The following is a 23,916-nucleotide window of genomic DNA, read 5'->3' as shown; positions in this document are numbered from 1 at the left end:
TAGCGGCCCCCGTTCATTCAGCTGCGAAAGCGTGGCAGCGGCCTGTCCAGGGTCAGCGAGGTCAAGGTCTTGCGTACCTGGGCTTCGTCGGCCTCCAGGGCCTTGAGGCTCGCGCGAATCTTGCCGGCGACGGGCACATCGCCCTGCCGGTCGATCCAGTCGGCGATCTCCTTGCAAGCACTGCTCAGGCAGGCCTGACGCTGGTTCATCAGCGATATGAGGGTGGTGAGCTCTCTTTCGGACATGGCAGGATCCTCCAATTCAGCCCTGTCAGTGTAGCAGTGCCTGACCCGTTTGCCCGGCCAGTCCCGCGGCCTGCCTAGCTGTGCAGGCAAGCCTGTCGATAGGCTCCCGGCGTCACTCCATAGGCCTGCTTGAATTGCCGGCTCAGGTGGCTTTGGTCAGCAAAGCCCAGGCTGAATGCCACCTCGGACGCCGTCAGGCCGCTTTTCAAGAATTCCCGGGCTCGGGCCAGGCGCCGTTGCTTGAGCCAGGCATGCGGCGGCAGGCCGGTGGCCTGGCGAAACACCCGGGCGAAGTGGAAGGGCGACAGGTTGACCGCTGCCGCCAGGGCTTCAAGCGAGGGTGGGTCGGCCAATTGGCTCTCCAGCAGTTCGCGGGCGCGTGCTACCGCCAGTGGCTCGAGGCCGGGTGCTGAAGGCTCGGCGCACTGCCCGTGGCGTTGCACCAGGGCCAGCACGGCATGGCGCCAGGCGGTCTGCTGCTCCAGCGCACTGGCAGCCGATTCGGACAGCTGGTGCAGTTGACTGAAGGCCAGCGCCAGGGCCGGGTCCTGGATCACACTGTCCTTGAAGCTGGGCATGCCATGGCGGCCCATCTCCAGTTCCTCCAGCACGCCGGTGACGCGTTCGTGTTCCGGGTAGAAACCGCGATAGCGCCAACCGGCTTCATGGGCAGTGGCACCGGTGTGCAGCTCGTCGGGGTTGATCAGCACCATGCTGCCCACCGGGGCCAGGTGCTCGCTACCGCGATGCCAGAAGCGCTGGGCGCCGGACTCGATCACGGTGAACACATAGCCTTCGTGCACGTGCGGGGCGAAGCGTTGCTGAAAATACCGCGCGTGCAGCATTTCGACGTCGCCCAGCGCCGGCGCCTGCCACAGGTGTGTCTGTTCGCGCAGGGGCGTGGTCATGCCAGCCAGCTGCGCAGGAGGAAGAAGATCAACATGCTCACCAGCATGCTCAGCAACACGCTGCGGGTCAACAGCACCAGCGCGACGGCCACCACCGATCCCAGCAGATAAGGGTTGAGCAGGCTCAGGTTCAGGTGATGGTCAGGCATGAAGATGATCGGCCCGCAGATGGCGGTGAGCATGCCCGGCACTGCAAACCCGAGAAACTGCCGGGCGTTGGAGCTCAGGCGCAAAGGCAGGCGCGGTTCAAGAAACGCATAGCGGTTGAGAAACACGATGGCGCCCATGGCGAAAATCAGTAACCAGGTCATGCACGGCCTCCAAACCACTTCTGGCAAACGAAACCGGCGCTCATGCCGAGCAGGCCTGCCGCCACCAAGGCGGTTTCCCAGTGCCAGGCACTGAACAGCACCGAACAGAACAGCGAAACGGCCACACACACTACCGTTGCGAGGTTGCGCACCAGGGGCGCGATCAGGGCGACGAAGGTGGCGACAATGGAAAAGTCCAGGCCCAACTGGTCGAGGTGCGGAATGTTCTGGCCAAGCACGATGCCGGCCAGGGTGAACAGGTTCCAGGCGACATAGAAGGTCAGGCCCACGCCCAGCGCGTACCAGCGGTTGAACTGTTGCTGGTCGTAATGGCTGGTCAGGGCGAAGAATTCGTCGGTCAGCAAAAAGCCCAGGCCCAACCGCCAGCGCAGTGGCTGGTTCGACAGCACGGGGCGCATGGACAGGCCGTACAGCAGGTGCTGCGAGGTCAGCAGCAAGGTGGTGAGCAGGATCGACGCCAGGTTGGCGCCGCCCTTGAGCATGCCAATCGCCACCAGTTGAGCGGCACCGGCAAAGACGATGGCCGACAGGCCTTGGCCTTCCCAGGCACTGAGGTTGGCTTCAATGGCCATGGACCCGGCCAAAAGGCCCCAGGGGGCCACGGCCAGGGACAGCGGGAGGATGGCGATGGCGCCACGCAGAAAGGCTTGGCGGGCAATGTGTGGGCTGTGGGGCATGGTGGCTGCAACGCGTGTACTCGGTTGCGCAGCATGCCAGAGTGGTAATGGCGATGGCTTGAACGATCTTGCTGGTTTGGGCCCTGTTCGGGCCCAAGGGCGTTAGCGATGGCTGGCCAATCCGTGTTGCGCTGTCACGCACCCGTTGATGTCCACGGCCTTTTGCAGCAAGGTCTGACGCTGCTGCGTGTCCAGGTTTGCCAGCAAGCGGTACACCTCAGCCTGGTAGTCGCGCTGACGCCCCCACTGCATTTCCAGGCCCTGCGGCTGGCTGCGGCTACAGGCCAGTCGCGTGGCAGGTTGCGGGTAGTAGGGGGCGTACTGGGTGGCCATGCTCGGGATCGCCTCAAGGGCAGTGCGGTACTCCGCGCTGGTGTTGTAGGGCGGGCACCAGGTGGCGATGGCCGGTGCCGGAGCCGCGAAGCCTTGCTTGAGGCTGGCTACCAGCAAAGGGCAGGCCGCGTCGGGGATCTGCCCGGCGGGCAAATAGGTCATGTAGTAGAGCGCCAGCCGGTACTGCGCCACCGGGTGGCCCAGCGCCACTGACTTTTTCAGCAGTGCCACCGCGGTAGGCAACGTGTGGGCAAGGGCCTGGCCCTGACGGGTGAGTTCCGGGTCGCTGCCCAGGGCAGTGCGCAGTGAACTGGCGCTGTCATCCTGGCTATCGGCCTGTTCCAGCAGCGGCAGGGCCTGGCGGTAGAGCAGGTCGGCATGAGGGTCGATGCGCACGTCGAGCGCTTGCGCAGCCAACGGCATCAGGGCGATCAACAGCATGGGCAGGATGACCGCGCGACTCACAGGCAGGCCTCGTGAGAGGCGCAGTCACGGCAGGCAGCCAGTTGTTGATGGACGGCTTCGATGTTCATGACAGGTACACGTGCGCCTCGGGCGGATCGGAACGACGACGTATTCTAGCCACCCAAGGGCCCTCGCCGAAAGACCAGCAGGCAACTGTCAGACGAGCTTGATGGGCGTGACCTTGCGCTGAGCGTGTTTTTCCTGGGCCAGGCCCAGCTTGGCGGTAATGACCTTGGCCAGGGCATTGTTGCCCAGGTCGTTGAGGTGCAGGCGGTCGACGAACAGGTCGGCGCCGAATACCGGCGAGCTGCTGAGCATGCTGTTCATGTCGTAGCAGGGTACCGGATCGGCCTGGCTTTTGATGCGGCGAAAGAAGGCCATGTGCAACTGGCTGTCAAAGACCCCGTCGAGCAGGCGGTCGAAGTTGGCCGGCTGTTGCTCCAGCGCCGTCAGCATGGCCTGCTCACCCTCAGGCAGGGTTTCGCGGCACCAGGGCAGCAATGGCTGGAGTATGAAGGTGAGGGTGGCATGGCTGTCTGCCAGCAGGCGCTCCCATTGGCGCAAGGTACGGCCGATGGTGTCGGCTGCACGGGCCAGTCGCTTTTCAGGGGGCGATAATGGCCTGGCGACAGGCGCTATGGGCGGGGGCGTGGTCAAGGCTTGGCCAAGCCGTCGCCAAAGCGATTGCGGGCGCGGGGCCACAGCAGGCGGCATGCCGTCGCTGTAGCTGTTCAGCGTGTCGCGCAGGGCCGTGGCGTGAAGCGGGTCGTGGGGGCTGGCGAGGACTTCGCCAAGGGCTTCATGGGCCAGTGTATTGAGGCCGCTGAGCACCACCACATGGCCCAATTGGCCGAGCCGATGCTGGTGGGTGAGGAACATCAGCAGCTCCTGGCCGGCATTGAGCCCGCAGCCGGCCAGGTTCAGCCAGACTTCCCCAGTCAGCATCGACAAATGTGAAGCCACCGTGTGTTCGTCGCAGCTGGCGCCGATACCCAAGGCGGTAGAGCCCCCCACCAGCAAGTTGATGCGCGGCGCGGCGCCGCGCTCGGCCGCCGAGAAACGCTTGCCCGCACAATGGCTGTAGCGCAGGCCAAGGGCATCGGTGTTGATAGTGCCGGAGCGATAACCGCGCTCGTGCACCTGCAGGGTGTGTGGCGCACGGTGGTTGCCCAGCAGCAGAAAGCGCTGGTAGTCCTGTTGCAGCGGCGAAGGAGGGCCCGGGACAGGCGTGCTGGTGTCGGTCGATCTCATGGGCACTCCTTCGCGTTGTTGCTGGCTCAGGCCGCCAGTTCCTTGAGGTTGTAAAGCAGGCCGCCCGCTGCAATCAGCAACAGGGCGACGCCCGAAGCCAGGCTGATCAGGCGGTTGCTGCGTTGCGAGGCGATCTTGCCGATGGCGAAGATGTACAGGCTGAGCACGGCGAAATCGATGGCCACCCACAGCAGCGACAGCACCACCATGCTCTTGCCGAACGACTCGGTGATCTGGATGAACTGGGGGAAGAAGGCGATGAAGAAGATGATGTCCTTGGGGTTGGAGATGCCCACCATGAAGCCTTGCAGCAGGCCGCCGCGCCCAGGCCCCTGTGCCTCGCTCGCCGCGTCCGAGGCCGGCGCCTGCAGGGCTTCCTTGAGGGTGCACACGGCGATGTAGCCGATGAACAGGCAACCCATCAGGCTCATGCTGCTGAGCCAGGCCTTGTCGATGGCAGCGCTGGTCAGGATGATCCAGGCTGCCGCGCCTATCAGTACCAGGGACGCCCAGTTGGTACCCACGGCGGTGAACATGGCCTTGCGCGAGCCCGAGGCGGCAGCGGTGTTGACGATCAGTGCTACAACCGGGCCAGGGGTGGCGATCAGCAGCAGCACGGTCAGGGCATAGGTGGCGGTCAGTGCGGTATTCACGGTCAATTCTCGATCAGTGTGTCGGCTGGTACATGGGCGTGGAACGGGCAGCGTGACGGGTTGAGCGAACCTGCCTCCTGCAACTGGTACTGCTTCCACTCGTAGTTGTCGGCATCGCCGAATGCGCCAAGGGTGTCAGGCATGACACCGTCGTTGTAATGGGCCACGCGCTCGCGGATGCGGGCACGAATACGCTTGCCACTTTCAGTGCTGGCGTTGGCCACTTCGTCAAAGTTCTCCCGGGGGTTGATGACGAAGGTGATGTGGGGGCCCAGGTTGCGGCTTTTCATCTGCCGGTGGCCCGGGAAGTTCATGTTGATGAACAGCGGCATGCCGGCATAGCAGAACGACCAGCCATTATCGTCCGGGTCGGTGGGTATCGCTTGCGGCCAGGGATGCGGGTCGCGGGCATGGACCCCACGCAGCACCTTCCAGGCCAAGGCCTGTTGCTCGGCAAGGGTGTAGTCGCCAGGGGTTTCGAGAAACACCACCAGTGGGCTGCCGATGCGCTGCTTGAGCGGAACCGGTGCGATGGTGCGCACATAGTCGGCCAGGCCCTGAGCGATGTCATCGGCCAGCTGCTCGGCGCGGGCGAAGAGGATGTGGCAGGTCTCGCTGGCGACTGCCTTGCGCCCGAACAGGCACGGAAAGTCGGGGCTGGCGAGAATGCCGCGAAAATGCTGTATGGTTTTGTACGTCCAATGCTGCGTGTTCCGGACATGTTCAGTGGCCAGCTCTAGCGCATCCAGGCGATAGCAGTTTCCATAACCCGTAAACATGATTTCCCCAGGTTTCCAATTAAGTAACGTTCCAGGCATATGCAGGCAGAATCTTGGTTATCTTTATTATTTACATGCATTTTCTGAGACGGACTTAACGTTGTAAAACGCGTGGAACTATGACCTACTATTAGTCTTACTCATGCTTCGGACGTCGCCATGTCGGAACGGATTCAGGCTCTGCACGCCTTGCGTGCTTTCGAGGTGGCCTCTCGGTATGGCTCCTTTACCCGTGCGGCGGAGGAGCTGGCACTGACCCAAGGGGCAGTCAGCCACCACATCAAGACCCTCGAGGCCATGTTCGGCTGCGACCTGTTCGAGCGCCGTGGCCCGAAACTGAGCCTGACCGAGCACGGGCGTCTGTTGTCCCAGGAGCTCAAGGTCGGCTTCAAGATCATCGAGAATGCCTGCGCGTTGCTGCGTCAGGACCGCTACGGCCTGCGCCTCAAGGCCCCGTCCACGCTTACCATGCGCTGGCTGCTCAGGGCACTGGACGGGTTCAAGAAGAACGACGACAGCTGCAGCGTGCAACTGTCGAGCGTGTGGATGGACATCGACAGCGTGGATTTCTATTCCGAACCCTACGACTGCGCCATCCTCCTGGCCAACGGGCGTTTCCCCGCTGACGTCGAGAGCTTCAAACTGTTCGATGAATGGCTGATCCCGGTCTGCCACCCCGACTACATGGCACAACCGCAACCCGACCTGGGCGACCTGCGCCAGTGCGAGTTCCTTCACCCGTCCCCGGACCGGCGCGATTGGCGGCGTTGGCTGGCGCGCATGGATGCGCTGGATATCAGCATCGACCAGGGGCAGGTGTTCGATACCCTCGACCAGGGCATCTCAGCCGCCCAGCAAGGGCTGGGCATCTCGGTGGTGGACCTGGTACTGGCCACGACCGACCTGTCGGCAGGGCGCCTGGTGACACCGTTCAAGTACGCAGTGGCCACTGGCGACGGCTATTACATGACCTGGCTCAAATCCAGCCCCAAGGCGCGGCAGATGCACAAGTTGCGTGATTTCCTGTTCAGCCAGGTACCGCCGCTGGCCTACAAGGACATCAACTATTTGTACGGTTGAGGGCTGCCTGGCAAGACCCGTTCGAGCATGAAGTCGATGAACACCCGCAGCTTGGGCGGCACGTGGCGCCCCGACGGCCACAGCAGGTAGAAGCTGCCACGCCGTTCCATGAAACTCTCGAGCACGCTCACCAGTGTGCCTGCGGCCAATTCGCGGCGCACGCTGAAGTCTGGCAGGCAGGTGATGCCGCGGTGGTTGAGGGCAAAGCAGATGCGCGTCTCGACGTGGTTGCACACCATCGAAATGGGGATGTCATAGCCCTGGTCGGGGTGCTCCTGGCGCAGCGGCCAGACTTCCAGCTTGCCGTTGCTGGGGAAGCGGTAGTGCAGGCAGGTGTGCGTGCTCAAGTCACGCGGGTGGCTGGGCGTGCCGCGCTCGCGCAAGTACTCGGGTGATGCTACGAGGCGGTGCTGGAAGTGGCCGAGGAATTTGGCACTGAGGCGCGAGTCCAGCGGCTGGCCACCACGCATCACCACATCGAAACCCTCTCCGACGATATCCACCATGCGGTCGGTGAACTCCAGGTCCAGCTCCACCTGGGGGTACAGCGCCATGAACTCGGCCAACGCCGGCATCACCAGCCCGGTGACCTGGGGCAGGCTCACGCGCAGGCGGCCGCGCGGGGTTTCGCTGGCCTGCGACAGCGCCTGCTCGGTCGCTTCGATTTCCGCCAGGATGCGCCGGCTGCGCTCCAGAAACAGCGTGCCTTCGGCGGTCAGGGTGATGCTGCGCGTGCTGCGATGGAACAGGCGCACACCCAGGCGACTTTCCAGCCGTGCCACGCGCTTGCCCACGGCCGAGGCAGTGATGCCCAGTGACTGACCGGCAGCGACGAAGCTGCGGGTTTCGGCAACCCGGTTGAAGACCACGAAGCCGCTGAGGCTGTCCATGACGTGTTCCTGATTGCGGACATTGATGTCCGGGGTGAGCGGCATTGTAACCGTCTTTTTCCGTAATGCCGCCGCCGTGCACACTGTCGCCCTCGATTTCCACTTCAAGGCACCCTGCAATGTCCCAGATATCTTGCGCACCGCCATTGGTTGAGCGCGCCGAGCGCCTGCCCCTGAGTGGCCTGCTGGCGCTGGCCATGACCGGCTTTATCGCCATCCTCAGCGAAACCCTGCCCGCCGGTTTGCTGGACCAGATCGCCGGTGGCATGCACATCAGCCAGGCCATGGCCGGGCAATGGGTTACGGCCTACGCACTCGGTTCGTTGTTGACTGCCATTCCCTTGGTGACCCTGACCCAGGGCTGGTATCGCCGTCGCGCTTTGCTGCTGGCGATCGGCGGCTTTGTACTGTTCAACGGCTTGACGGTGTTGTCGTCGTCCAACGCCCTTACCCTGGTGCTGCGCTTTTTCACCGGTGCCGCTGCCGGCCTGGCCTGGGGGCTGATCGCCGGCCATGCCCGGCGCATGGTGCCGGTAGCCTTGCAGGGCCGGGCGATGGCCGTGGCCATGCTTGGGCAGCCGATAGCGTTGTCCCTCGGGTTGCCTATTGGTACCTGGCTTGGGGCAATGCTGGGGTGGCGTGCCACCTTCGTCGTGGTCACCCTGGTGGCGCTGTTGCTGGTGGTCTGGGTATTGCGCGCGGTTCCGGATTACCCGGGGCAGGCAGCCGGCAAGCGCCCTGCGGCGTTGCAGGTGTTGCGCACACCGGGCGTGGCGCGGGTGCTGCTGGTGATCCTGACCTGGGTCCTGGGCCACAACATCCTCTATACCTACATCGTGCCGCTGTTGGCGGCGGCGGGGATGGCCGCCGAGATTGGCCAGGTGTTGATGGTGTTCGGCCTATCGGCGCTGGCGGGCATCGGGCTGGTCGGGTTGTTGGTCGATCGGCATCTGCGCAAGCTGGTACTGCTGAGCCTCGCCGGGTTTGCCGTGGCCGCGCTGGTGCTGGGGCAGGCGTCTTCGTGGGCGATGTACCTGAGCATTGCGCTGTGGGGCGTGACGTACGGCGGCGCGCCAACGCTGTTGCAGACGGCCTGTGCGGATGCGGCGGGCGAGGGCGGTGATGTGGCGCAATCGATGCTGGTGACGGTGTGGAACAGTGCGATTGCGTTGGGGGGGATTATTGGCGGTTTGCTGTTGACCGGGGCCGGTGTCGCGTGGTTTGCGCCAGTGGCGTTGCTGGTGATCGGCTTGGCGTGGCTGCTGGCGTGGGCAGGGCGGTGTAGCGGGTTCGTCGCCGGCTCCCGCTGAAAACAGCGCTGAGTTGCCCCGGCAAGACATGCAAAGCCACAGGCTGCCCTGCAAAGGGTAGAATCGTCACTTCAGGCACAACAGACAACCAGAGGTCGACGCGGTGGATTTGCAGCAGGGCTTTGTCCTGACCCGGCATTGGCATGACACACCCGAAGGCACGTGCGTGGAGTTCTGGCTGGCTACCGACCAGGGGCCGCGGCAACTGCGCCTGGCGCCGCAGGTGTCGGTGGCGTTCCTCCCCCAGGCGCAAGCCGAGCATGCTCGCGTGCTGCTGGCCAACGAGCCGGGCGTCGAGCTCAAACCCTTGCAACTGCGTGACTTCGATCAGCGCCCGGTGCTGGGCCTTTACTGCCGCCAGCATCGCCAGTTGATGCAGGTGGAGCAACGCCTGCGCAACGCCGGCGTCGAGGTGTACGAGGCGGACATCCGCCCACCCGAGCGCTATCTCATGGAGCGCTTCATTACCGCCCCCGTGCAGTTCACCGGCCAGCCCAACGCCCAAGGTGTGCTCTGCGATGCCCAGCTCAAGCCCCTGCCGGACTACCGTCCGCCACTGCGCCTGGTGTCGCTGGATATCGAAACCAGCCAGCGCGGTGAGCTCTACAGTATTGCCCTCGAAGGCTGCGGCCAGCGCCAGGTGTACATGCTTGGCCCGGCAAACGGCGACAGCAGCGCCGTGGACTTCGACCTGCATTACTGCGACGACCCTGCCGCGCTGCTCGCGTGCCTCAACCAATGGATGGCCCAGCATGATCCGGATGCGATCATCGGCTGGAACCTGGTGCAGTTCGACCTGCGCCTGCTGCACGAACACGCCAAGCAATTGCAGGTGCCTTTGGCCCTGGGGCGCAACGGCGCGCCCATGACCCTGCGCGCTCACGCCAGCGGCGGTCACGTATTCGCCGATGCCCCCGGGCGGCTGCTGATCGACGGCATCGAAGCCTTGCGTTCGGCCACCTGGAGCTTCCCTTCGTTCAGCCTGGAAAACGTGGCGCAAACGCTGCTGGGCGAGGGCAAGGCCATCAGCACGCCTTATCAGCGCATGGACGAAATCAACCGCATGTTCGCCGAGGACAAACCGTCGCTGGCACGCTACAACCTCAAGGACTGCGAACTGGTCACGCGCATCTTCGCCCATACCCGGCTGCTCGAATTCCTGCTTGAGCGTGCCAGCGTCACGGGGTTGGCCGTGGACCGAAGCGGTGGCTCGGTGGCGGCGTTCTGCCATTTGTACATGCCGCAGATGCACCGCCTGGGCTTTGTCGCGCCCAACCTCGGCAGCCGCCCCGACGAGGCCAGCCCCGGTGGCTTCGTGATGGACTCACGCCCTGGTCTCTACGATTCGGTGCTGGTGCTGGACTACAAAAGCCTGTACCCCTCGATCATCCGCACCTTTCTGATCGACCCGGTCGGCCTGGCCGAAGGCCTGCGCCAGCCCGATGACCAGCACTCGGTGGCCGGCTTTCGCGGCGCTCGCTTCTCCCGTAGCCGGCACTGCCTGCCAGCCATCGTCGAGCGTGTGTGGCAGGGCAGGGAGGCGGCCAAGCGCGCGGGTAACGCGCCGCTGTCGCAGGCACTGAAAATCATCATGAATGCCTTCTACGGTGTACTGGGTTCCAGCGGCTGCCGCTTCTTCGACCCGCGCCTGGCGTCGTCGATCACCCTGCGCGGCCACCAGATCATGCGCCAGACCCGTGAATTGATCGAAGCGCGCGGTTTCGATGTCATCTACGGCGATACCGATTCCACGTTCGTCTGGCTCAAGGGCGCCCATGGCGAAGACGCCGCTGCGCGCATCGGCCGTGAGCTGGTGGCAGAGGTGAACCTTTGGTGGCGCCAGCACCTGCACGATTCGATGGGGCTCGACAGCGCGCTGGAGTTGCAGTTCGAAACCCATTACCGACGCTTCCTGATGCCCACCATTCGCGGCGCCGACGAGGGCAGCAAGAAGCGTTACGCCGGCCTGGTACAGCGCGCCGATGGCAGTGAACAGATGGTGTACAAGGGCCTGGAGTCGGTGCGCACCGACTGGTCGCCGCTGGCGCGGGAGTTTCAGCAGGCGCTGTACGGGCGCATCTTCCGTGGCCAACCGTATCGCGACTACGTGCGCCAGTACGTGCAACAGACCCTGGCCGGTGAACTGGATGAGCTGATGGTCTACCGCAAGCGCTTGCGCCGCCCGCTGGCCGACTACCAGCGAAACGTGCCGCCGCACGTGCGTGCGGCGCGCCTGGCCGATGAGTACAACAGCCGCCTCGGCCGCCCACGGCAGTACCAGAACGGTGGCTGGATCAGCTACTTGATCACCACTGCCGGCCCTGAACCCTTGGAGAGCCTGCAGGCGCCCATCGACTACGAGCACTACCTGAGCCGCCAGCTGCAGCCGGTGGCCGATGCCATCCTGCCCTTTGTCGGTGATGACTTCGCGGCGTTGACGGGCAGCCAGTTAGCGTTGTTCTAAGTGCGGGCATTAGCTATGTAGCGCCTCGACGAACCTGTTCTGCCTAGGCTGGCCTCTTCACTGAAGAGGAGGGTTTGAGCATGGGCACTACCGCGGGCAATGATGTCGAGTCAGGCTTGCCGCATCTGGATACGCTGCAGCGCGACAGCGAGGCGTTTCAGGATGACATCATCGGCCAGCGCTTGCCCCGTTGGCTACGCCAGGCGCCGGTTGAGCAACTGCCCGAGATCAGTCACGCACTGGCCAAGAGCCTTGAATGCCGTCAGCAACTGGGCGCGGTGCTGGCGCGCATCGACGGGATCGATCATTTCGTTGTATCGGCGCTGGAGAACGCGCTCACCGAGCGCTATGGCGTCACGGGCAATCCACGCCGGCTGACGTTTCTGGAAGGGCGCCGTGAGCCGGTAATCAATGCTCAACCGGTTGGGGCTCACCTCACCGAGTTGGTGTACGAAGAAAAGCCATTGCTCGAGGTGGTACTGCGTAACTTCACTGCCGAACAGGCCAGCACGGGCGGCCAGCCTGTCGGCAACCGGCTGCTGGTGCCGCGTGCAGGCACCCACACACCACCCACCGCCATCGCCTTTGCCGCATTGTGCCGCGAGCTGGACCTGGGTGAGGGCTATCAGCGTCATCTGGATGCCATCCTCACGCCGGGCGAGGATCCAAAACGCATCGAGTCGCTGCTGGTCGATGCAATCCGCTATGCCATGTTGGTGGATGGGTACAAGGCCAGGCAAGAAGAGGTGCTCGATGCCAGTGACCTGAAACTCTTGGTAGGCATGTGCCTTGAGGGCAAGCTATTGCGCCTGGCAGGTGACCTGGTGGTGGCTAGGCAACTGAGGTTGCTCGGGTGCACGATCGAGCAGGTCATGGTGCTCGAAGTGATCGATCAAGGGCCGCTGTTCAACACCACTCGGCGATTGTTGATGCATGTGCCGGGTGACCCGGTGGCGGCGTGGAGTGCATTCGACAGCCTCGATGACCTTAACCGCGCGCTTGGCCGTCGCCTGCGCCTCAAGACGTATCAACGGTTCTTCAGCCGCTTCGTGCTCAGGCGCGACAGCCAGGCATTTTTCGCCACGGTGGTGCCGGCTTTTGACGACCTTCCAGACTGGGCCAGTTTTGACCTGAAACCGTATTTGCAGGCGTATCCGTCACCCCTGTTCAACAGCCTGGCGCAGGCGCGCATGCGCCAGATCAAGGAGGACGCAGCGATGATCGCGGTGCCGGTGGCACGGCTCGATCGCGAGCTTCAGCGTGCCCATGACGAACGGCTGGCCGCAGAAGGGTGGGCGCTGCTCAACCTGGCGTCGTTCTTTGTACCGGGCTTGGGGCTGGTCATGCTCGCGGTGACCGTATGGGAGTTGCTGGGCGAGGTCTACCACGCCATCGAGGCCCTGCATGACGGGGACACCCAGCAGGCACTTGATCATATGACCAACGTCGCCACCGACCTTGCAATTGTCGCGGCCACGGCGGCCGGTGTTTCGCTGACCAAGCGGTTGTGGGCACGTTCGGCGGTGGTCGATGCGATGGTGCCTGCGCGGCTGGAAGACGGTAGCACCAGGCTCTGGCAGCAGGACCTGGCAGCGTATCGCAGCATCGCGCCGAGCAGCGCGGCGGCCCAGGATGCCTTGGGTATTCGGCGCTACGATGGCCAGGCCTGGGTCGAAATGGACGGGCATCACTACCCTGTGGTCGAGCCAGCCGGCGACGGCCAATGGCAGCTTCGCCCGCGCAGTGGAAACGGACCTGTGCTACGCCACAACGGCGCCGGCGCCTGGCGGGTATGGACCGAGCAGCCCGCGCAATGGGACGACACCTACCGCATGTTCCGCCGTCTTGGCGCACCGCTGGACAGCATGAGTGACGAGCAGATCGACCAGGTGCTGGGCTTTCATGAGCTCAACGCCGATCACCTGCGGGCGCTGCATGTTTACGGGCGTGCGCCGGAGCCTGGGATGCTCGACAGCGCCGAGCGCTCCAGGCTCGACCGGCGCATTCGCCTGGTGGTCAGCCATTTGCGCGCGGGTGAGCAGGTTGAGGATTTCACCGTGCTCCAGCATGCCCGGCGCCTGCAAGGTGCCTCCGGTGCGTCAGACCAGGCGTTGGCCGAACTGGCATGGGCCCAGCGCCGCCACTTGCTGGGGCAGTTGTATGAGGCCGTGCAGCCCAGCGACACGCCCGGTTCTGTCTTGCTGCGCAAGGTGTTTCCGGGGCTGCATTCGCGTGCCGCGCGAGCGCTGCTGGCGGCGGCCAACGGGCATGATCGACGGCGCTTGTTGCAAAGCGGTCGCGTGCCATTGAACCTGGCCGAAGCGGCCAGGCGCAGTGTCTCGGACATCCGCAGGGTTCGAGTGCTTGAAGCGTTGACCCTGGATACCCCACAGAACGCCGACCTGGCACGAGTGGTAGTGGGGTTGCTCAAGTACCTGCCTGGCGCTGGCCAAGGTGTGCGCTGGCGTCTTTTCGAAGGCCAGCGCGGTGGGCCACTGCTGTCATCGGTTGAGGAGGGCACCCACGGTTTCGATCTCTTGCACCAGCATGGCGCCTTCCAATTGCTCGATGCGCAAGGCGTACCGCAAGGTGAGGCCGGCGAGTTGTTCGAGGTGATGGCTGTTGCCTATGCGCCGCATCAGCGCGCGGCCATGCAGATGAATGAGCCTTTCGCCCACAACCTGAGGGTTACGGTGGCGCATGAGGCCCTGCGACGTCACGCCGAAATCGAAGGCTTGCTGGGTGTGCAGCGCCCAGGTGCCTTGCGACTACCGCAGCGTTTGGCCGATGGTCGCTTGGGCTACCCCTTGGGCGGCAGCAACTCGGGTGGCCCGGGACGGCCCGAACGGGCGCTGGGGGCGACGGTGCGTGACCTGTTTCCGTCGTTCAGTGATGAGCAGGTGGCGGCATGGACCGACAATGTGCGGCGCTCGGGTCGACAGCTGGATGCGGTACTGGCCGCGCTGCGCACAGAATACAGGGCGCTGCGCAACAGCCTGGACGCATGGGTTGGGGAGGCCGTAGGTGAAGCCAGGGAGGACCGGGCCTGCTTGCGCGAGACGCTGATCGATTGTTGGCGGCGCACGACCGATGCCGGGCAAACCCACCTCGACACCGACCACAACTACCGCATGGTCTTGTACAACATGTGCCCTGAGGGGCTGCCGGAATTACCGGCCCAGGTCAGCTTCGCTCATGTTTCCGATCTGTCACTGCTGCGCTTGGAGCTGCAGGATGTTCCCGCGAGTTTTCTGCTCGCCTTCTCGCGCCTGCGCATGCTGGATCTGGGGGGCAATCTACTGACTCAATTGCCGCAGCCCTTGTTGCAACTGCGCAACTTGCGTCAACTGACCCTGACCAACAACCAAATCGTGTTGAGCACCAGCCAGGCCGCTACCTTGGCAAGCGCCACACACCTGGAGTACATCGACCTGTCCCACAACCCATTGGGGCGCACCTTCACCTTGAGCGGGTTGACCGCGCTGCGCTGGTTGAACATGCGCAACACCGGCCTTACGCACTTCCCCCACGGTATGGCCAGCCGTTCCTCCCTGGTTCTCATGGATATGCGCGAGAACCGCATTACGCAGATCCCCCACTGGTTCTATCAACTGCCGCCCGGGGTTCGGCGGCGCACCAGGCTGGCCGGAAACCCGCTGGAGGGCGAAGAGCTGGTACGTCTACAGGCGTCTTTCATGACGCCGTTCGTACCCCTGGACGAGGCCTTGCTGCGAGAACAGCTAATCCATACCCGTGAGGTCTGGGGGGATGCTGTTGGCCCGCAGCACCGTGGCCTGCTGATTGCTGCGTGGGAAACGGTGGATGTCGGCGAGCCAGCAGAGCGCTTCTTTCGTGTCCTGCAGCAGTTGCTGCAGTCTGCGGATTTTCACATCAATGCCCAGTCCCTCGCGCAACGGGTACTGGCCGTATTGCAGGCCATGGCCAAGGAACCAGCTCTGCGTCAGGCGTTGATGGACATCGCCAACGACGAGTGGGGTTGTCAGGATGGCGCTACTTGGTGCCTGAGCAACCTTGAGTTGAATGTGCTGGTGTGGCAAGCCCGGACGGATGCACAAGGCAACACGGAGCGTGCCTTGCTCGCGTTGGGGCGGCGTTTGTGGCGTCTGGATGAAGTCGACCGCCTTGCCGTGCGCGACATTCTTGATCGCGGTGGCAACCCGGATGAAAGCGAGGTGGGGCTCGCCTATCGCCTTGGGTTGCGTGATCGTCTGGGCTTGCCCATTCAAGTGGGAGACATGAGTTTTCGGCCACTGGCAGGGGTGACTGAAGCGCACCTTGCACGGGTTGAAGCGCAAGTGCTTGAAGCCGAGACGCAAGAGCAGGTCGCCCGTTCGCTGGTGGACCGAACCTTCTGGCAGGCGCACCTGGAACGCGCTCATCCGGATCGTTTCGCGCAAGTCGACAGGCCGTTCCGGCGCCGGCTCGACAGCGTACTCGATGACGAGGCGCTGACCGACGAGACCAGGCAGGCACAGTCCGATGCCATTCTTGGCGAACAGCGCGCAGCGCGGCGGGGGCTGATGCTCGACATGACGCTGGCGGCACTCGAGGCCGGGCCTAGGGACGCGGGTATCGACGTGTAATGGCCCCGACAGACAGTGCACAGTCCTGTCTGCAGCCGCTTTGGACTATGCTCAGTGACAGGGCGGTGTGCTCGGTAAAGGCCGTCATCCTGTTCTGACGCATGCCTGGAAATTGCCCGTTACTTTTCCCTGACACACCGGGTGTTTGAAGTGGTTTAGGCTCCAGGTCGGATTTTTCTCCGTGATCTGCAGTCATTGGTTTATCGAGATATTAAGGAGATGTGTATGCTCGTTCGGTCACTGACCCTCGCCACCTTGCTCGCCGTCACCAGCCCACTGTTCGCCGCAGACAGCGACGCGCCTTTGGCCAAGGAGTTGGGCAAGGCACGGCCTTTGGTGATCATCGCCCCCAGTACAGCCGACCCGACACTGCGCGGGTTGAATAAAGCACTGGAAGACCCTGCCATTCAGGCGGCCTTCAAGGAGCGCAGCCTGGTGCTGTACAGCGTTGCCAAAATGGTGGGCAAGCGCGAGGACAAGAACCTCGAGCAGCAAACCACCATGGCCCTGATTCGCGAACTCAAGCTCGGCGCGAGCGCGGGTACCAAAGTGATCCTCGTAGGCAAGGACGGTGAACGGCACATGCTCAAGGATGACGCGACCGGCGAGCCGATCGACCCGCAGGCCATCCTCAAGGCGGTCGATGAACTGCCGGCGAGCGAGAAGGCCGTGACGGCGCCGGAGCCTGTCGCGGCAGCGCCTGAAGCCAAGGCCAAGGCCAAGGACAGCAAGCCTGCCAAGCCGGTCAAACCGGCCAAGCCAGCTGCACCGCCCAAACCGCTGGAGGACTGATCGCCTTCGCCCGCTCCCTGGCCGCAGGGGCGGGCGCTCTGTATCGCACTGTATCCTGCACGGCTGCAGACCCATTTCTGTACAAAATTCGGACATCGGCGATACATCCCCGACACACCCACGCGGCCTAATGGCTCCACACCCCAACCACAGTGGAGCAACACCATGACTCATGCACGGAACACCCTCGGCCTGCTCGGCGCCGCACTGCTCGGCAGCATGGCCTTTGGCAGCAGCGCGTTCGCAGTCGAGCCCCTGTCCCAGGGTTATCAACTGGCTTCGGCTAAGGTTGCCGGCGAGGGCAAATGTGGCGAAGGCAAGTGCGGGAGCAGCAACAAGGCCAGCCAAGGTGAAGGTAAATGCGGTGGCGACAAGAAGGCCAGCGAGGGCGAAGGTAAATGCGGTGAAGGTAAATGTGGCGCCGCTGGCAAGGCGGGTGATGCCAAGGTTACCGGTAAGTCCTGACTTCAATCCTGGTAATGACACAACGCCCCGCCTGCTGGACAGGCGGGGCGTTGTGCATGTTGCGGAGACTTATCGATGACTACCTCTCGCTTGTTTGCAGGCCTTGGCCTGCGCCGTGGCCTGATGCCCGAGTTGTTGAGCCTTGAAGAGGGCGCAGTGGACTTTCTCGAATGTGCGCCGGAAAACTGGATCGCTGTTGGCGGTGCCTATGGCCGAGGCCTGGCGCAACTGACCGAACGCTTTGCCCTGGCCTGTCATGGCCTGTCCCTGTCCCTTGGCGGCAGCCTGCCACTTGATCGGGGCTTTCTGGACCAGACCCGTGACTTCCTCGATCGCTACCACGTACGCCTGTACAGCGAACACCTGAGTTACTGCAGCGATGACGGCCACCTTTATGACCTGTTGCCGATGCCTTTCACCGAAGAGGCGGTGCATCACGTTGCCGCCAGGATCCGCCAGGCCCAGGACCACCTGCAGCGGCGCATCGCCGTGGAAAACATCAGCTACTACGCAGCGCCTTACCAGGCGATGAGCGAGCTGGACTTCATCCGTGCGGTGCTCGACGAGGCCGATTGCGACCTGCTGCTGGATGTCAACAACGTGTTCGTCAACGCGTGCAACCATGCTTACGATGCGCAGGCGTTTCTTCAGGGGCTGCCGCAGGCGAGGGTCATTGGCATGCATGTGGCGGGTCACTACGATGAGGCCCCCGACCTCAAGGTCGATACTCACGGAGCACCGGTAAAAGAAGATGTGTGGGCCTTGTTCGCGATGGCCTGCAAGCGTTTCGGCGCCAAGCCGACGGTGCTTGAGCGTGACTTCAATTACCCGCCATTGGCCGAACTGCTCGACGAGCTCGCCCGCATGCGTGCTGTGCAGCAGGAGGTGGCGCATGCGCGAAGTGTTGCGTGAACAGCAGTACACACTGGCACGGCATCTGCGTGATCCGGCCCGGCATGCCCCGCCGCCTGGCATCGAGGCGCGCCGCTTGAAGGTTTACCGTGAACTGTTCTACGGCACGATCGAGGGTTTGTTGGCCGGCAGTTTCCCGGTGATGCGGCAAACTCTGGGCGAGCTGCGCTGGCATGCCCGTGTGCGTGATTTTTATGCCAACTACCGCAGCCAGACACCCTTGTTCACCGAGGTGGCCGAGGCGTTCATCGACTACCTCCAGGGTGTCGACCCCGATGCCCCGTGGCAGCTGGAGCTCGCCCACTACGAGTGGGTCGAGGCCCAGCTCTACCTGAGCGATGCCCAGGACCCGGCGCATGATCCGCAGGGGGACCTGCTGCAGGGCGAGCCGCTGCTGTCGTGCACGGCCAGGGTGCTGGCTTACCGTTGGCCTGTCGAGCGTATTGGCCCTGGTTATCAGCCGCAGGTGGCGCCTCAGGCGCCCACGTTGCTGCTGGTTTACCGAGATGTAGGGCTGCAGGTGCGCTTCGCCCGTCTGGCATCCATGGCTTACCGTTTGCTGGCCGAGGTGCAGGGGACGGGGCAGGAGCGCCTGCGAGCACTGGCAGCGGACCAGCAGCAGGGCTTGGTATTGCTGGAAGGTCTGCGCGCGCAAGGGGTTGTTATCGGTACGGTTGTCGGGGCAGGCTGAGGCAGGCAGGGGATAGGGTTGGGTGACCAACCTATCCTGAATAATCATTTCATTGCTATTGAGCCCCTGGCCGTGAGCCGTGCCCGGAGCCAATGGTCAAGGCTCAGGCGGCCGGCGCCCTGGAGCAGCAGTGGCAGCAATGCCACCAGGTAGATCATTGGCAACTTGAAGTTGCCAAAGCCCTGGTCGGTGATCGCATACCCCTGTGCCAGCTCCGCAAGGCCCGACCACTGTGCCGGCCAATGCACCGCAGCGATGGCCACCACGGTAACGACCATTAGCCCGGCCGAGGCCAGCCGCGTACCCAGGCCCAGCAACAGAAGCACAGGCAGCACCAGCTCGGCCCACATCGACAATTGCCAGTTCAGTTCTGCCGGCAGTGCGCTGAAGGGAAACGGCAAGTTCGACTGCAGGTGACCGAACCAGTTGTGGCCGGTGAATTTCTCCCAGCCAGACTCGAAAAACTCCCAGGCCAGAAACAGCCGCAGCGGCAGGTCGGCGCTCCAGCTGCCGATACGGTCGATGCGGGTGAATGTGTGGGTTATTGCCGTCATGCTTAGCGGTTTCATTGCTGTAACTCCTGCTGTGCCATTGTGTGGCCAGGAGTGTGTAGCGGTGGCGTATCGGCAGTGTGTCGGTGGATGCGTCAGTGTGTATCGGACTGTAGCTATCGGTTGTGTAAGCCGGCCGATCACTCATGCGCCTGGGTTCACTGCAGCTCGATTTCTGCACACAACCCACCGCCCTGGCGATTGCTCAGGGTCAATCGCCCGCCCATGGCCTGGGTCAACTGCTGCGCGATCGCCAGCCCCAGCCCGGTGCCCCCGGTACTGCGGTTACGCGAGCTTTCAACCCGGTAGAAGGGCTTGAGCACTTCATTGAGCTCAGCATGCGGGATACCGGGGCCGTCATCGAGTACCCGAATCCGGGTGCAGCCCTGTTCACGGCTGACCTCCAGCAGTGCTTTGCCAGCGAACTTGAGGGCATTGTCCACCAGGTTGACCAGCACCCTGCGCAGCGCATGTGGGCGGGTCTCCAGCAGGCCTTCGGCGTTACCATGGCGTTCGACCTGGGCGCCGCTGTCCTGGTAATCGAACACCAGGCTGTCGAGGAAGGCGCCGAGGTTGATCCGGCACGGGGCCTCGGTGTTGATGTCCATACTGCGGGCATACGCCACACCTTCGCGTACCAGATGCTCCATGGCACTCAGGTCATGCCACAGTTTGTCTTTCTCGACCCCCTCGTCCATCACTTCGACGCGCAGCTTCATGCGGGTGATGGGGGTTTGCAGGTCGTGGGAAATCGCTGCCAGCAGCTGCATGCGCTCCTTGAGGTAGGCCGCGATGCGCGCTTGCAAGGCATTGAAGGCGACGGCGGCGTACTTCACCTCGCGTGGGCCGCTTTCGTCCAGTTGTACACCGGGCTTGTCCGGGTCGAGGTTGTCCACCGCCTGCGACAGGCGGGTGAGCGGGCCGATGGCCAGGCGCACTGCCAGCCAGGTGCACAGCAACAGCAAGGCCAGTTGGATCAGCAGCACCACCGGCAGCCAGCGGGCCACCGGTACGCTTGCCGGGGTGACGTCGAGGGTCAGGGGTGCGCCGTCGGCCAGGGTCAAGTGCACCTGAAAGTGCGCATTCGGGCCAGGGATCTCCTGGAACGTCAGGCGATAGTCGTCGCCGATGGCCTTGACGATCGACTCGGCGGCCATGGGCGGGTCGCTGGTCGGCATCGCCTGGCCTTGCAGGCCCTGGTCAAGGTGGTAGCGGTAGGTGCGCCGCTCCAGGCGTGGAAGCCAGGCGGCGCGTTCGGCTGCGGGCAGGCGGTCGAGGATGGCCACCGACGTGGCGACGTCTTGCTCCAGGTTGCTGAGCATCATCGAACGGCTGCTGATGTAGCGCTCGTAGGCTTGCAGACCGAACGACAGCCCATAGGCCAGCACCAGGCCTGTGAAGAAGATCAGCGCCAGGCGCGAGGCCAGGGTACGTGGCCATTTCATGAGGGCGACTCGAGCAGTTGCACCGGCAGTGAGAACACATAGCCCTCGTTGCGCACGGTCTTGATGCAGGCGGGTTCGCGGGCGTCGTCCCCCAGGCGCTGGCGCAGGCGGCTGACCAGCAGGTCGATGGAGCGGTCGAAGATGTCCGCCTCGCGGCCCTGGGTCAGGTTGAGCAGTTGTTCGCGGCTGAGTACCCGTTGCGGGTGGTCGAGGAATACCCGCAACAGCCGGTACTCGGCGCCGCTCAGGGCCACCAGGGTATCTTCGCTGTCGAGCAGGTGGCGTGCGGTGGTGTCCAGGCGCCACGGGCCGAAGGCAAGCAGGCGGCTGCTTTCACTGATGGTCAGGTTGGGCGGCAGCATCCGTGTGCGGCGCAGCACGGCATTGATGCGGGCCAGCAGTTCACGTGCGGAGAACGGCTTGGTCAGGTAGTCGTCGGCGCCCATCTCCAGGCCGATGATGCGATCGGTTTCATCGTTGCGCGCAGTCAGCATCAGCACCGGCGTGTTGCGGTGCTTGCTGGCGCGCAGTTCACGGCACAGCAACAGGCCATCGTCGCCGGGCATCATGATGTCGAGGACGATCAGGTCGACGCTGTTGGCTTCGAGAAAGGCGCGCATTTGCCGGCCATCGGCGACGATGCTGGTGCGCAGGCCGTTCTTCTTCAGGTAGTTGCCGACCAGTTCGCGGATCTCGCGGTCGTCGTCGACGATCAGGATGTGATCGACGTGTTCCATGCGCAGCGTTCCTGTGTGGGGAGGGTGTGGACGCAGTGTACCGAGCGTTATCGGGCTTGCCTGCGGGGCTTTGTATTGCAGTGTATCTGCTGCGGGTGCAGATACAGGAGGAGGCAGATCACAGGTTCAGGTGACACATACGGGATACCTGGCGGGCGTGTAATGGCTCTCGACCGGGGAACAATCCTCCCCACCCCCAGCGTTTCACAGGAGAGTTGCCATGAACCTCAAATCCATCGCCAGCGCCAGCCTGCTCGCCGTGCTCAGCTTCGGCGCCTTGACCGCCCAGGCCGCCATGGCGCCAATGAACGATACCAGTGTCATGCAGTACCGTTACGGTGATCACCTGGATGTGAAGAAAGTCCTGTCGGTGCAGGATGATCAAAGCAACACTTGCGGCCTGGTCAACACCCGCATGGACTATCTCGATTCCAAAGGGCAGCAGCAGAGCGTGGAGTACCGCTCCTACGCCACCGGCGGCTGCCATGAGAATTGATCGGCGCCTGGCGCTGAAGGTGGGCGGCCTGGCGCTGGCGCTGACAGGCCTGGGCCTGGCCGGTTACCTGAACGCAGGCGACAGTTACGGCGCCATGCCCTCGCTGGCGGGCGCCAGCCAGTGGCTGAATTCCCCGCCACTGGACGCGCCGGCGCTCAAAGGCAAGGTGGTGTTGGTGGACTTCTGGACCTGGGACTGCATCAACTGCCAGCACAGCCTGCCGCATGTGAATGACTGGGCACGGCGCTACGCCGACCAGGGCCTGGTCGTGGTGGGCGTGCATACGCCTGAATACGATTACGAGCATGATGTTGCAACCTTGCGCGACAAGGTGGCCATGCTGGGGATCGCTTACCCCGTGGCAGTGGACAACGACCATCAGGTGTGGAATGCCTGGGGCAACCAGTTCTGGCCGGCGCATTATTTTGTCGACCGCAAAGGGCAGGTGCGCCATGTGCATGTTGGCGAGGGGGACTATGGCACGCAGGAACAGGTGATACAGGCATTGCTGGATGAAAAGGCTTGATCGGCCTGTGCCGGCACTTTCGCGGGGCAAACCCGCGAAAGTGCCGATGCCGGTTCAGCTGAAACTGGCAAAGTGGGCCTGCATCCGCCCCGCATCGGCCTCGCGTCCGCTGAACAGTTCGAACGCCTTGACCGCCTGGAACACCGCCATGTTGCTGCCGTCCAGTGTACGGCAGCCCAGCGCCCGCGCTGCACGCAGCAGTTCGGTTTCCAGCGGGAAGTAGATGATCTCTGCCACCCACAAACGTGCGTGCAGCAGCGCCACCGGCAAAGGCGTCCCTGGCAGCTTGGCCATGCCCACAGGCGTGGTATTGACCAACCCGTCTGCCTCGGCCACTGCCGCGCTCAAGTCTGTACCGAGCACTGCTCGGCCTGCGCCGAAATGCGCGTTGAGGTTGTCGACCAGTGCTTGCGCCCGCGCAGCGTCCACCTCGAACAGCACCAGCTGTTCCACGCCCCCACCCAGCAGCGCATGGGCCACTGCCGAGCCGGCGCCACCGGCACCCATCTGCACCACCTGCCGGCGTGCCACATCTGGCAAGCCGCGGCGCATGCCTTCGGCAAAACCCAGGCAGTCGGTATTGTGGCCAATCCGCTTGCCGTCCTTGAGCACCACGGTGTTCACCGCACCGATCCCGCGTGCTTCATCCGACAGCTCGTCGAGTAGCGGCAAAATCGCCTGCTTGAACGGGTAGGTGATGTTGAGCCCGGTGAACCCGGTGTGCTGTGCGGCATCGAGCAGGCCGGGCAGGGCGCTGTCGTCCAGCTGCAACTGATCGGCGTCGATCAGGCGATAGAGGTAGCGCAGCGCCTGAGCGTCGCCTTCGTGCTCGTGCAGCGCCGGGGTGCGTGACAACTGGATGCCGCGGCCGATCAGGCCGGCGAGGATGGCTTGTTCGCTCATGCTGCCTGCTCCCGCAGCATGTCTGCGAAATGGCTCAGGGCCAGGCGGTAGCCATGGCTGCCGAGGCCGCAGATCACGCCAACGGCAATCGACGAGACGAACGACAGGTGGCGGAAGGGTTCGCGTTTGTGCACGTTCGACAGGTGCACCTCGATGACCGGCAGTTCACTGGCAACCAGGGCGTCGCGGATGGCCACCGAGGTGTGGGTCCAGGCGCCGGGGTTGATCAGGATACCGGCGCAGCGGCCACGGGCGGCGTGGATCCAGTCGATCAGTTCGCCTTCGTGGTTGGTCTGGCGAAATTCGATATCCAGGCCCAGGGTGTGGGCGCTGTCGGCGCAGCCCTGGGCGAGGTCGGCGAGGGTTTCGCGACCATACTGGGTAGGCTCGCGGGTGCCCAGCATGTT

The 23,916-nt window shown here is 63.8% G+C and carries 23 protein-coding genes and 1 pseudogene; 10 read left to right on the top strand and 14 right to left on the bottom strand.

All coding sequences use genetic code 11. The annotated features are described in order from the left end of the window. Window positions 1-17 precede the first annotated feature (17 nt). The 8 genes from NP534_RS02265 to NP534_RS02230 all read right to left on the bottom strand — a co-directional run bounded on the left by NP534_RS02265 (window position 18) and on the right by NP534_RS02230 (window position 5,643). Window positions 18-245 carry a hypothetical protein gene (locus NP534_RS02265; RefSeq protein ID WP_033699008.1) on the bottom strand — a complete coding sequence of 76 codons (228 nt, stop codon included), beginning with the start codon at window positions 243-245 and terminating at the stop codon, window positions 18-20. A gap of 74 nt (window positions 246-319) precedes the next feature. Then, entirely contained in the window at window positions 320-1,153 is an 834-nt protein-coding gene (locus NP534_RS02260; protein WP_274097619.1) for an AraC family transcriptional regulator, read from the bottom strand. Further along, entirely contained in the window at window positions 1,150-1,464 is a 315-nt protein-coding gene (locus tag NP534_RS02255) for an AzlD domain-containing protein (protein WP_047581077.1), read from the bottom strand. Before NP534_RS02255 ends, NP534_RS02260 begins: the two co-directional genes overlap by 4 nt. Next, entirely contained in the window at window positions 1,461-2,162 is a 702-nt protein-coding gene (locus NP534_RS02250; RefSeq protein WP_274097618.1) for an AzlC family ABC transporter permease, read from the bottom strand. The genes NP534_RS02255 and NP534_RS02250 overlap by 4 nt, the downstream gene beginning before the upstream one ends. A 102-nt stretch (window positions 2,163-2,264) precedes the next feature. Further along, window positions 2,265-2,936 (bottom strand): sel1 repeat family protein, encoded by a 672-nt coding sequence (locus NP534_RS02245; protein ID WP_274097643.1) that lies wholly within the window; start codon window positions 2,934-2,936, stop codon window positions 2,265-2,267. Between the two features lie 180 nt (window positions 2,937-3,116). After that, entirely contained in the window at window positions 3,117-4,211 is a 1,095-nt protein-coding gene (locus NP534_RS02240; RefSeq protein WP_274097617.1) for a hypothetical protein, read from the bottom strand. 26 nt (window positions 4,212-4,237) lie between these two features. After that, the gene (locus NP534_RS02235) at window positions 4,238-4,864 is read right to left on the bottom strand and encodes a LysE family translocator (protein ID WP_274097616.1); all 627 of its coding nucleotides are present in this window, start codon (window positions 4,862-4,864) and stop codon (window positions 4,238-4,240) included. Between the two features lie 2 nt (window positions 4,865-4,866). Beyond that, window positions 4,867-5,643: a YqcI/YcgG family protein gene (locus tag NP534_RS02230; RefSeq protein ID WP_274097615.1), complete on the bottom strand. Its 777-nt coding sequence runs from the start codon at window positions 5,641-5,643 to the stop codon at window positions 4,867-4,869. A gap of 159 nt (window positions 5,644-5,802) precedes the next feature. On the opposite strand from NP534_RS02230, the gene NP534_RS02225 reads away from it, so the two are divergent. Further along, complete coding sequence (locus tag NP534_RS02225; protein WP_274097614.1) at window positions 5,803-6,723, top strand: LysR substrate-binding domain-containing protein; 921 nt, start codon at window positions 5,803-5,805, stop codon at window positions 6,721-6,723. On the opposite strand, the gene NP534_RS02220 is transcribed toward NP534_RS02225, so the two are convergent. Further along, window positions 6,708-7,613 (bottom strand): LysR family transcriptional regulator, encoded by a 906-nt coding sequence (locus NP534_RS02220; RefSeq protein ID WP_274097613.1) that lies wholly within the window; start codon window positions 7,611-7,613, stop codon window positions 6,708-6,710. The genes NP534_RS02225 and NP534_RS02220 overlap by 16 nt on opposite strands. A gap of 119 nt (window positions 7,614-7,732) precedes the next feature. Between NP534_RS02220 and NP534_RS02215 the strand changes: the two genes are divergently transcribed. The 7 genes and pseudogenes from NP534_RS02215 to NP534_RS02185 all read left to right on the top strand — a co-directional run bounded on the left by NP534_RS02215 (window position 7,733) and on the right by NP534_RS02185 (window position 18,851). After that, a complete protein-coding gene (locus tag NP534_RS02215; protein WP_274097612.1) occupies window positions 7,733-8,923 on the top strand; it encodes an MFS transporter in 1,191 nt (396 codons plus the stop codon). Between the two features lie 103 nt (window positions 8,924-9,026). Then, the gene (locus NP534_RS02210; protein WP_274097611.1) at window positions 9,027-11,387 is read left to right on the top strand and encodes a DNA polymerase II; all 2,361 of its coding nucleotides are present in this window, start codon (window positions 9,027-9,029) and stop codon (window positions 11,385-11,387) included. An 80-nt stretch (window positions 11,388-11,467) separates the two neighbouring features. Then, a complete protein-coding gene (locus NP534_RS02205) occupies window positions 11,468-15,991 on the top strand; it encodes an NEL-type E3 ubiquitin ligase domain-containing protein (RefSeq protein WP_274097610.1) in 4,524 nt (1,507 codons plus the stop codon). 225 nt (window positions 15,992-16,216) lie between these two features. Then, window positions 16,217-16,783, top strand: coding sequence for a DUF4174 domain-containing protein (locus NP534_RS02200; RefSeq protein WP_274097609.1), 567 nt, complete (start codon window positions 16,217-16,219; stop codon window positions 16,781-16,783). A 165-nt stretch (window positions 16,784-16,948) separates the two neighbouring features. After that, window positions 16,949-17,218 (top strand): annotated as a pseudogene (locus NP534_RS02195) (HvfA family oxazolone/thioamide-modified RiPP metallophore); the annotation flags it as partial. 105 nt (window positions 17,219-17,323) lie between these two features. Beyond that, window positions 17,324-18,160 (top strand): HvfB family MNIO-type RiPP peptide maturase, encoded by an 837-nt coding sequence (locus tag NP534_RS02190; protein WP_274097608.1) that lies wholly within the window; start codon window positions 17,324-17,326, stop codon window positions 18,158-18,160. Continuing rightward, entirely contained in the window at window positions 18,141-18,851 is a 711-nt protein-coding gene (locus NP534_RS02185; RefSeq protein WP_274097607.1) for an HvfC family RiPP maturation protein, read from the top strand. The genes NP534_RS02190 and NP534_RS02185 overlap by 20 nt, the downstream gene beginning before the upstream one ends. 44 nt (window positions 18,852-18,895) lie before the next feature. On the opposite strand, the gene NP534_RS02180 is transcribed toward NP534_RS02185, so the two are convergent. From NP534_RS02180 to NP534_RS02170, 3 genes are all read right to left on the bottom strand, one after another. Next, on the bottom strand, window positions 18,896-19,405 hold the full coding sequence (locus NP534_RS02180; RefSeq protein ID WP_274097642.1) for an HvfX family Cu-binding RiPP maturation protein: 510 nt from the start codon (window positions 19,403-19,405) through the stop codon (window positions 18,896-18,898). Window positions 19,406-19,560: 155 nt separating this feature from the next. Continuing rightward, on the bottom strand, window positions 19,561-20,847 hold the full coding sequence (locus NP534_RS02175; RefSeq protein ID WP_274097606.1) for a sensor histidine kinase: 1,287 nt from the start codon (window positions 20,845-20,847) through the stop codon (window positions 19,561-19,563). Beyond that, complete coding sequence (locus NP534_RS02170) at window positions 20,844-21,584, bottom strand: response regulator (protein ID WP_274097605.1); 741 nt, start codon at window positions 21,582-21,584, stop codon at window positions 20,844-20,846. Before NP534_RS02170 ends, NP534_RS02175 begins: the two co-directional genes overlap by 4 nt. Window positions 21,585-21,804: 220 nt before the next feature. On the opposite strand from NP534_RS02170, the gene NP534_RS02165 reads away from it, so the two are divergent. Together NP534_RS02165 and NP534_RS02160 are read left to right on the top strand one after the other, a co-directional pair. Next, entirely contained in the window at window positions 21,805-22,080 is a 276-nt protein-coding gene (locus NP534_RS02165; protein WP_274097604.1) for a DUF2790 domain-containing protein, read from the top strand. After that, window positions 22,070-22,606 (top strand): thioredoxin family protein, encoded by a 537-nt coding sequence (locus tag NP534_RS02160; protein WP_274097603.1) that lies wholly within the window; start codon window positions 22,070-22,072, stop codon window positions 22,604-22,606. The genes NP534_RS02165 and NP534_RS02160 overlap by 11 nt, the downstream gene beginning before the upstream one ends. 54 nt (window positions 22,607-22,660) lie before the next feature. Here NP534_RS02160 and NP534_RS02155 read toward each other — a convergent pair whose 3' ends face one another. Both NP534_RS02155 and aroQ read right to left on the bottom strand, forming a co-directional pair. Continuing rightward, window positions 22,661-23,509, bottom strand: coding sequence for a shikimate dehydrogenase (locus NP534_RS02155; protein WP_274097602.1), 849 nt, complete (start codon window positions 23,507-23,509; stop codon window positions 22,661-22,663). After that, a partial coding sequence (gene aroQ / locus NP534_RS02150; RefSeq protein WP_274097601.1) for a type II 3-dehydroquinate dehydratase occupies window positions 23,506-23,916 on the bottom strand: 411 nt, incomplete at its 5' end. The genes NP534_RS02155 and aroQ, both read right to left, overlap by 4 nt.

The organism is Pseudomonas sp. 39004 (genome assembly GCF_028682155.1).
Lineage (GTDB): Bacteria > Pseudomonadota > Gammaproteobacteria > Pseudomonadales > Pseudomonadaceae > Aquipseudomonas > Aquipseudomonas capeferrum.
The sequence above is the reverse complement of the archived record's forward strand: the minus strand, read 5'-3'. Positions and strand labels throughout refer to the sequence as shown.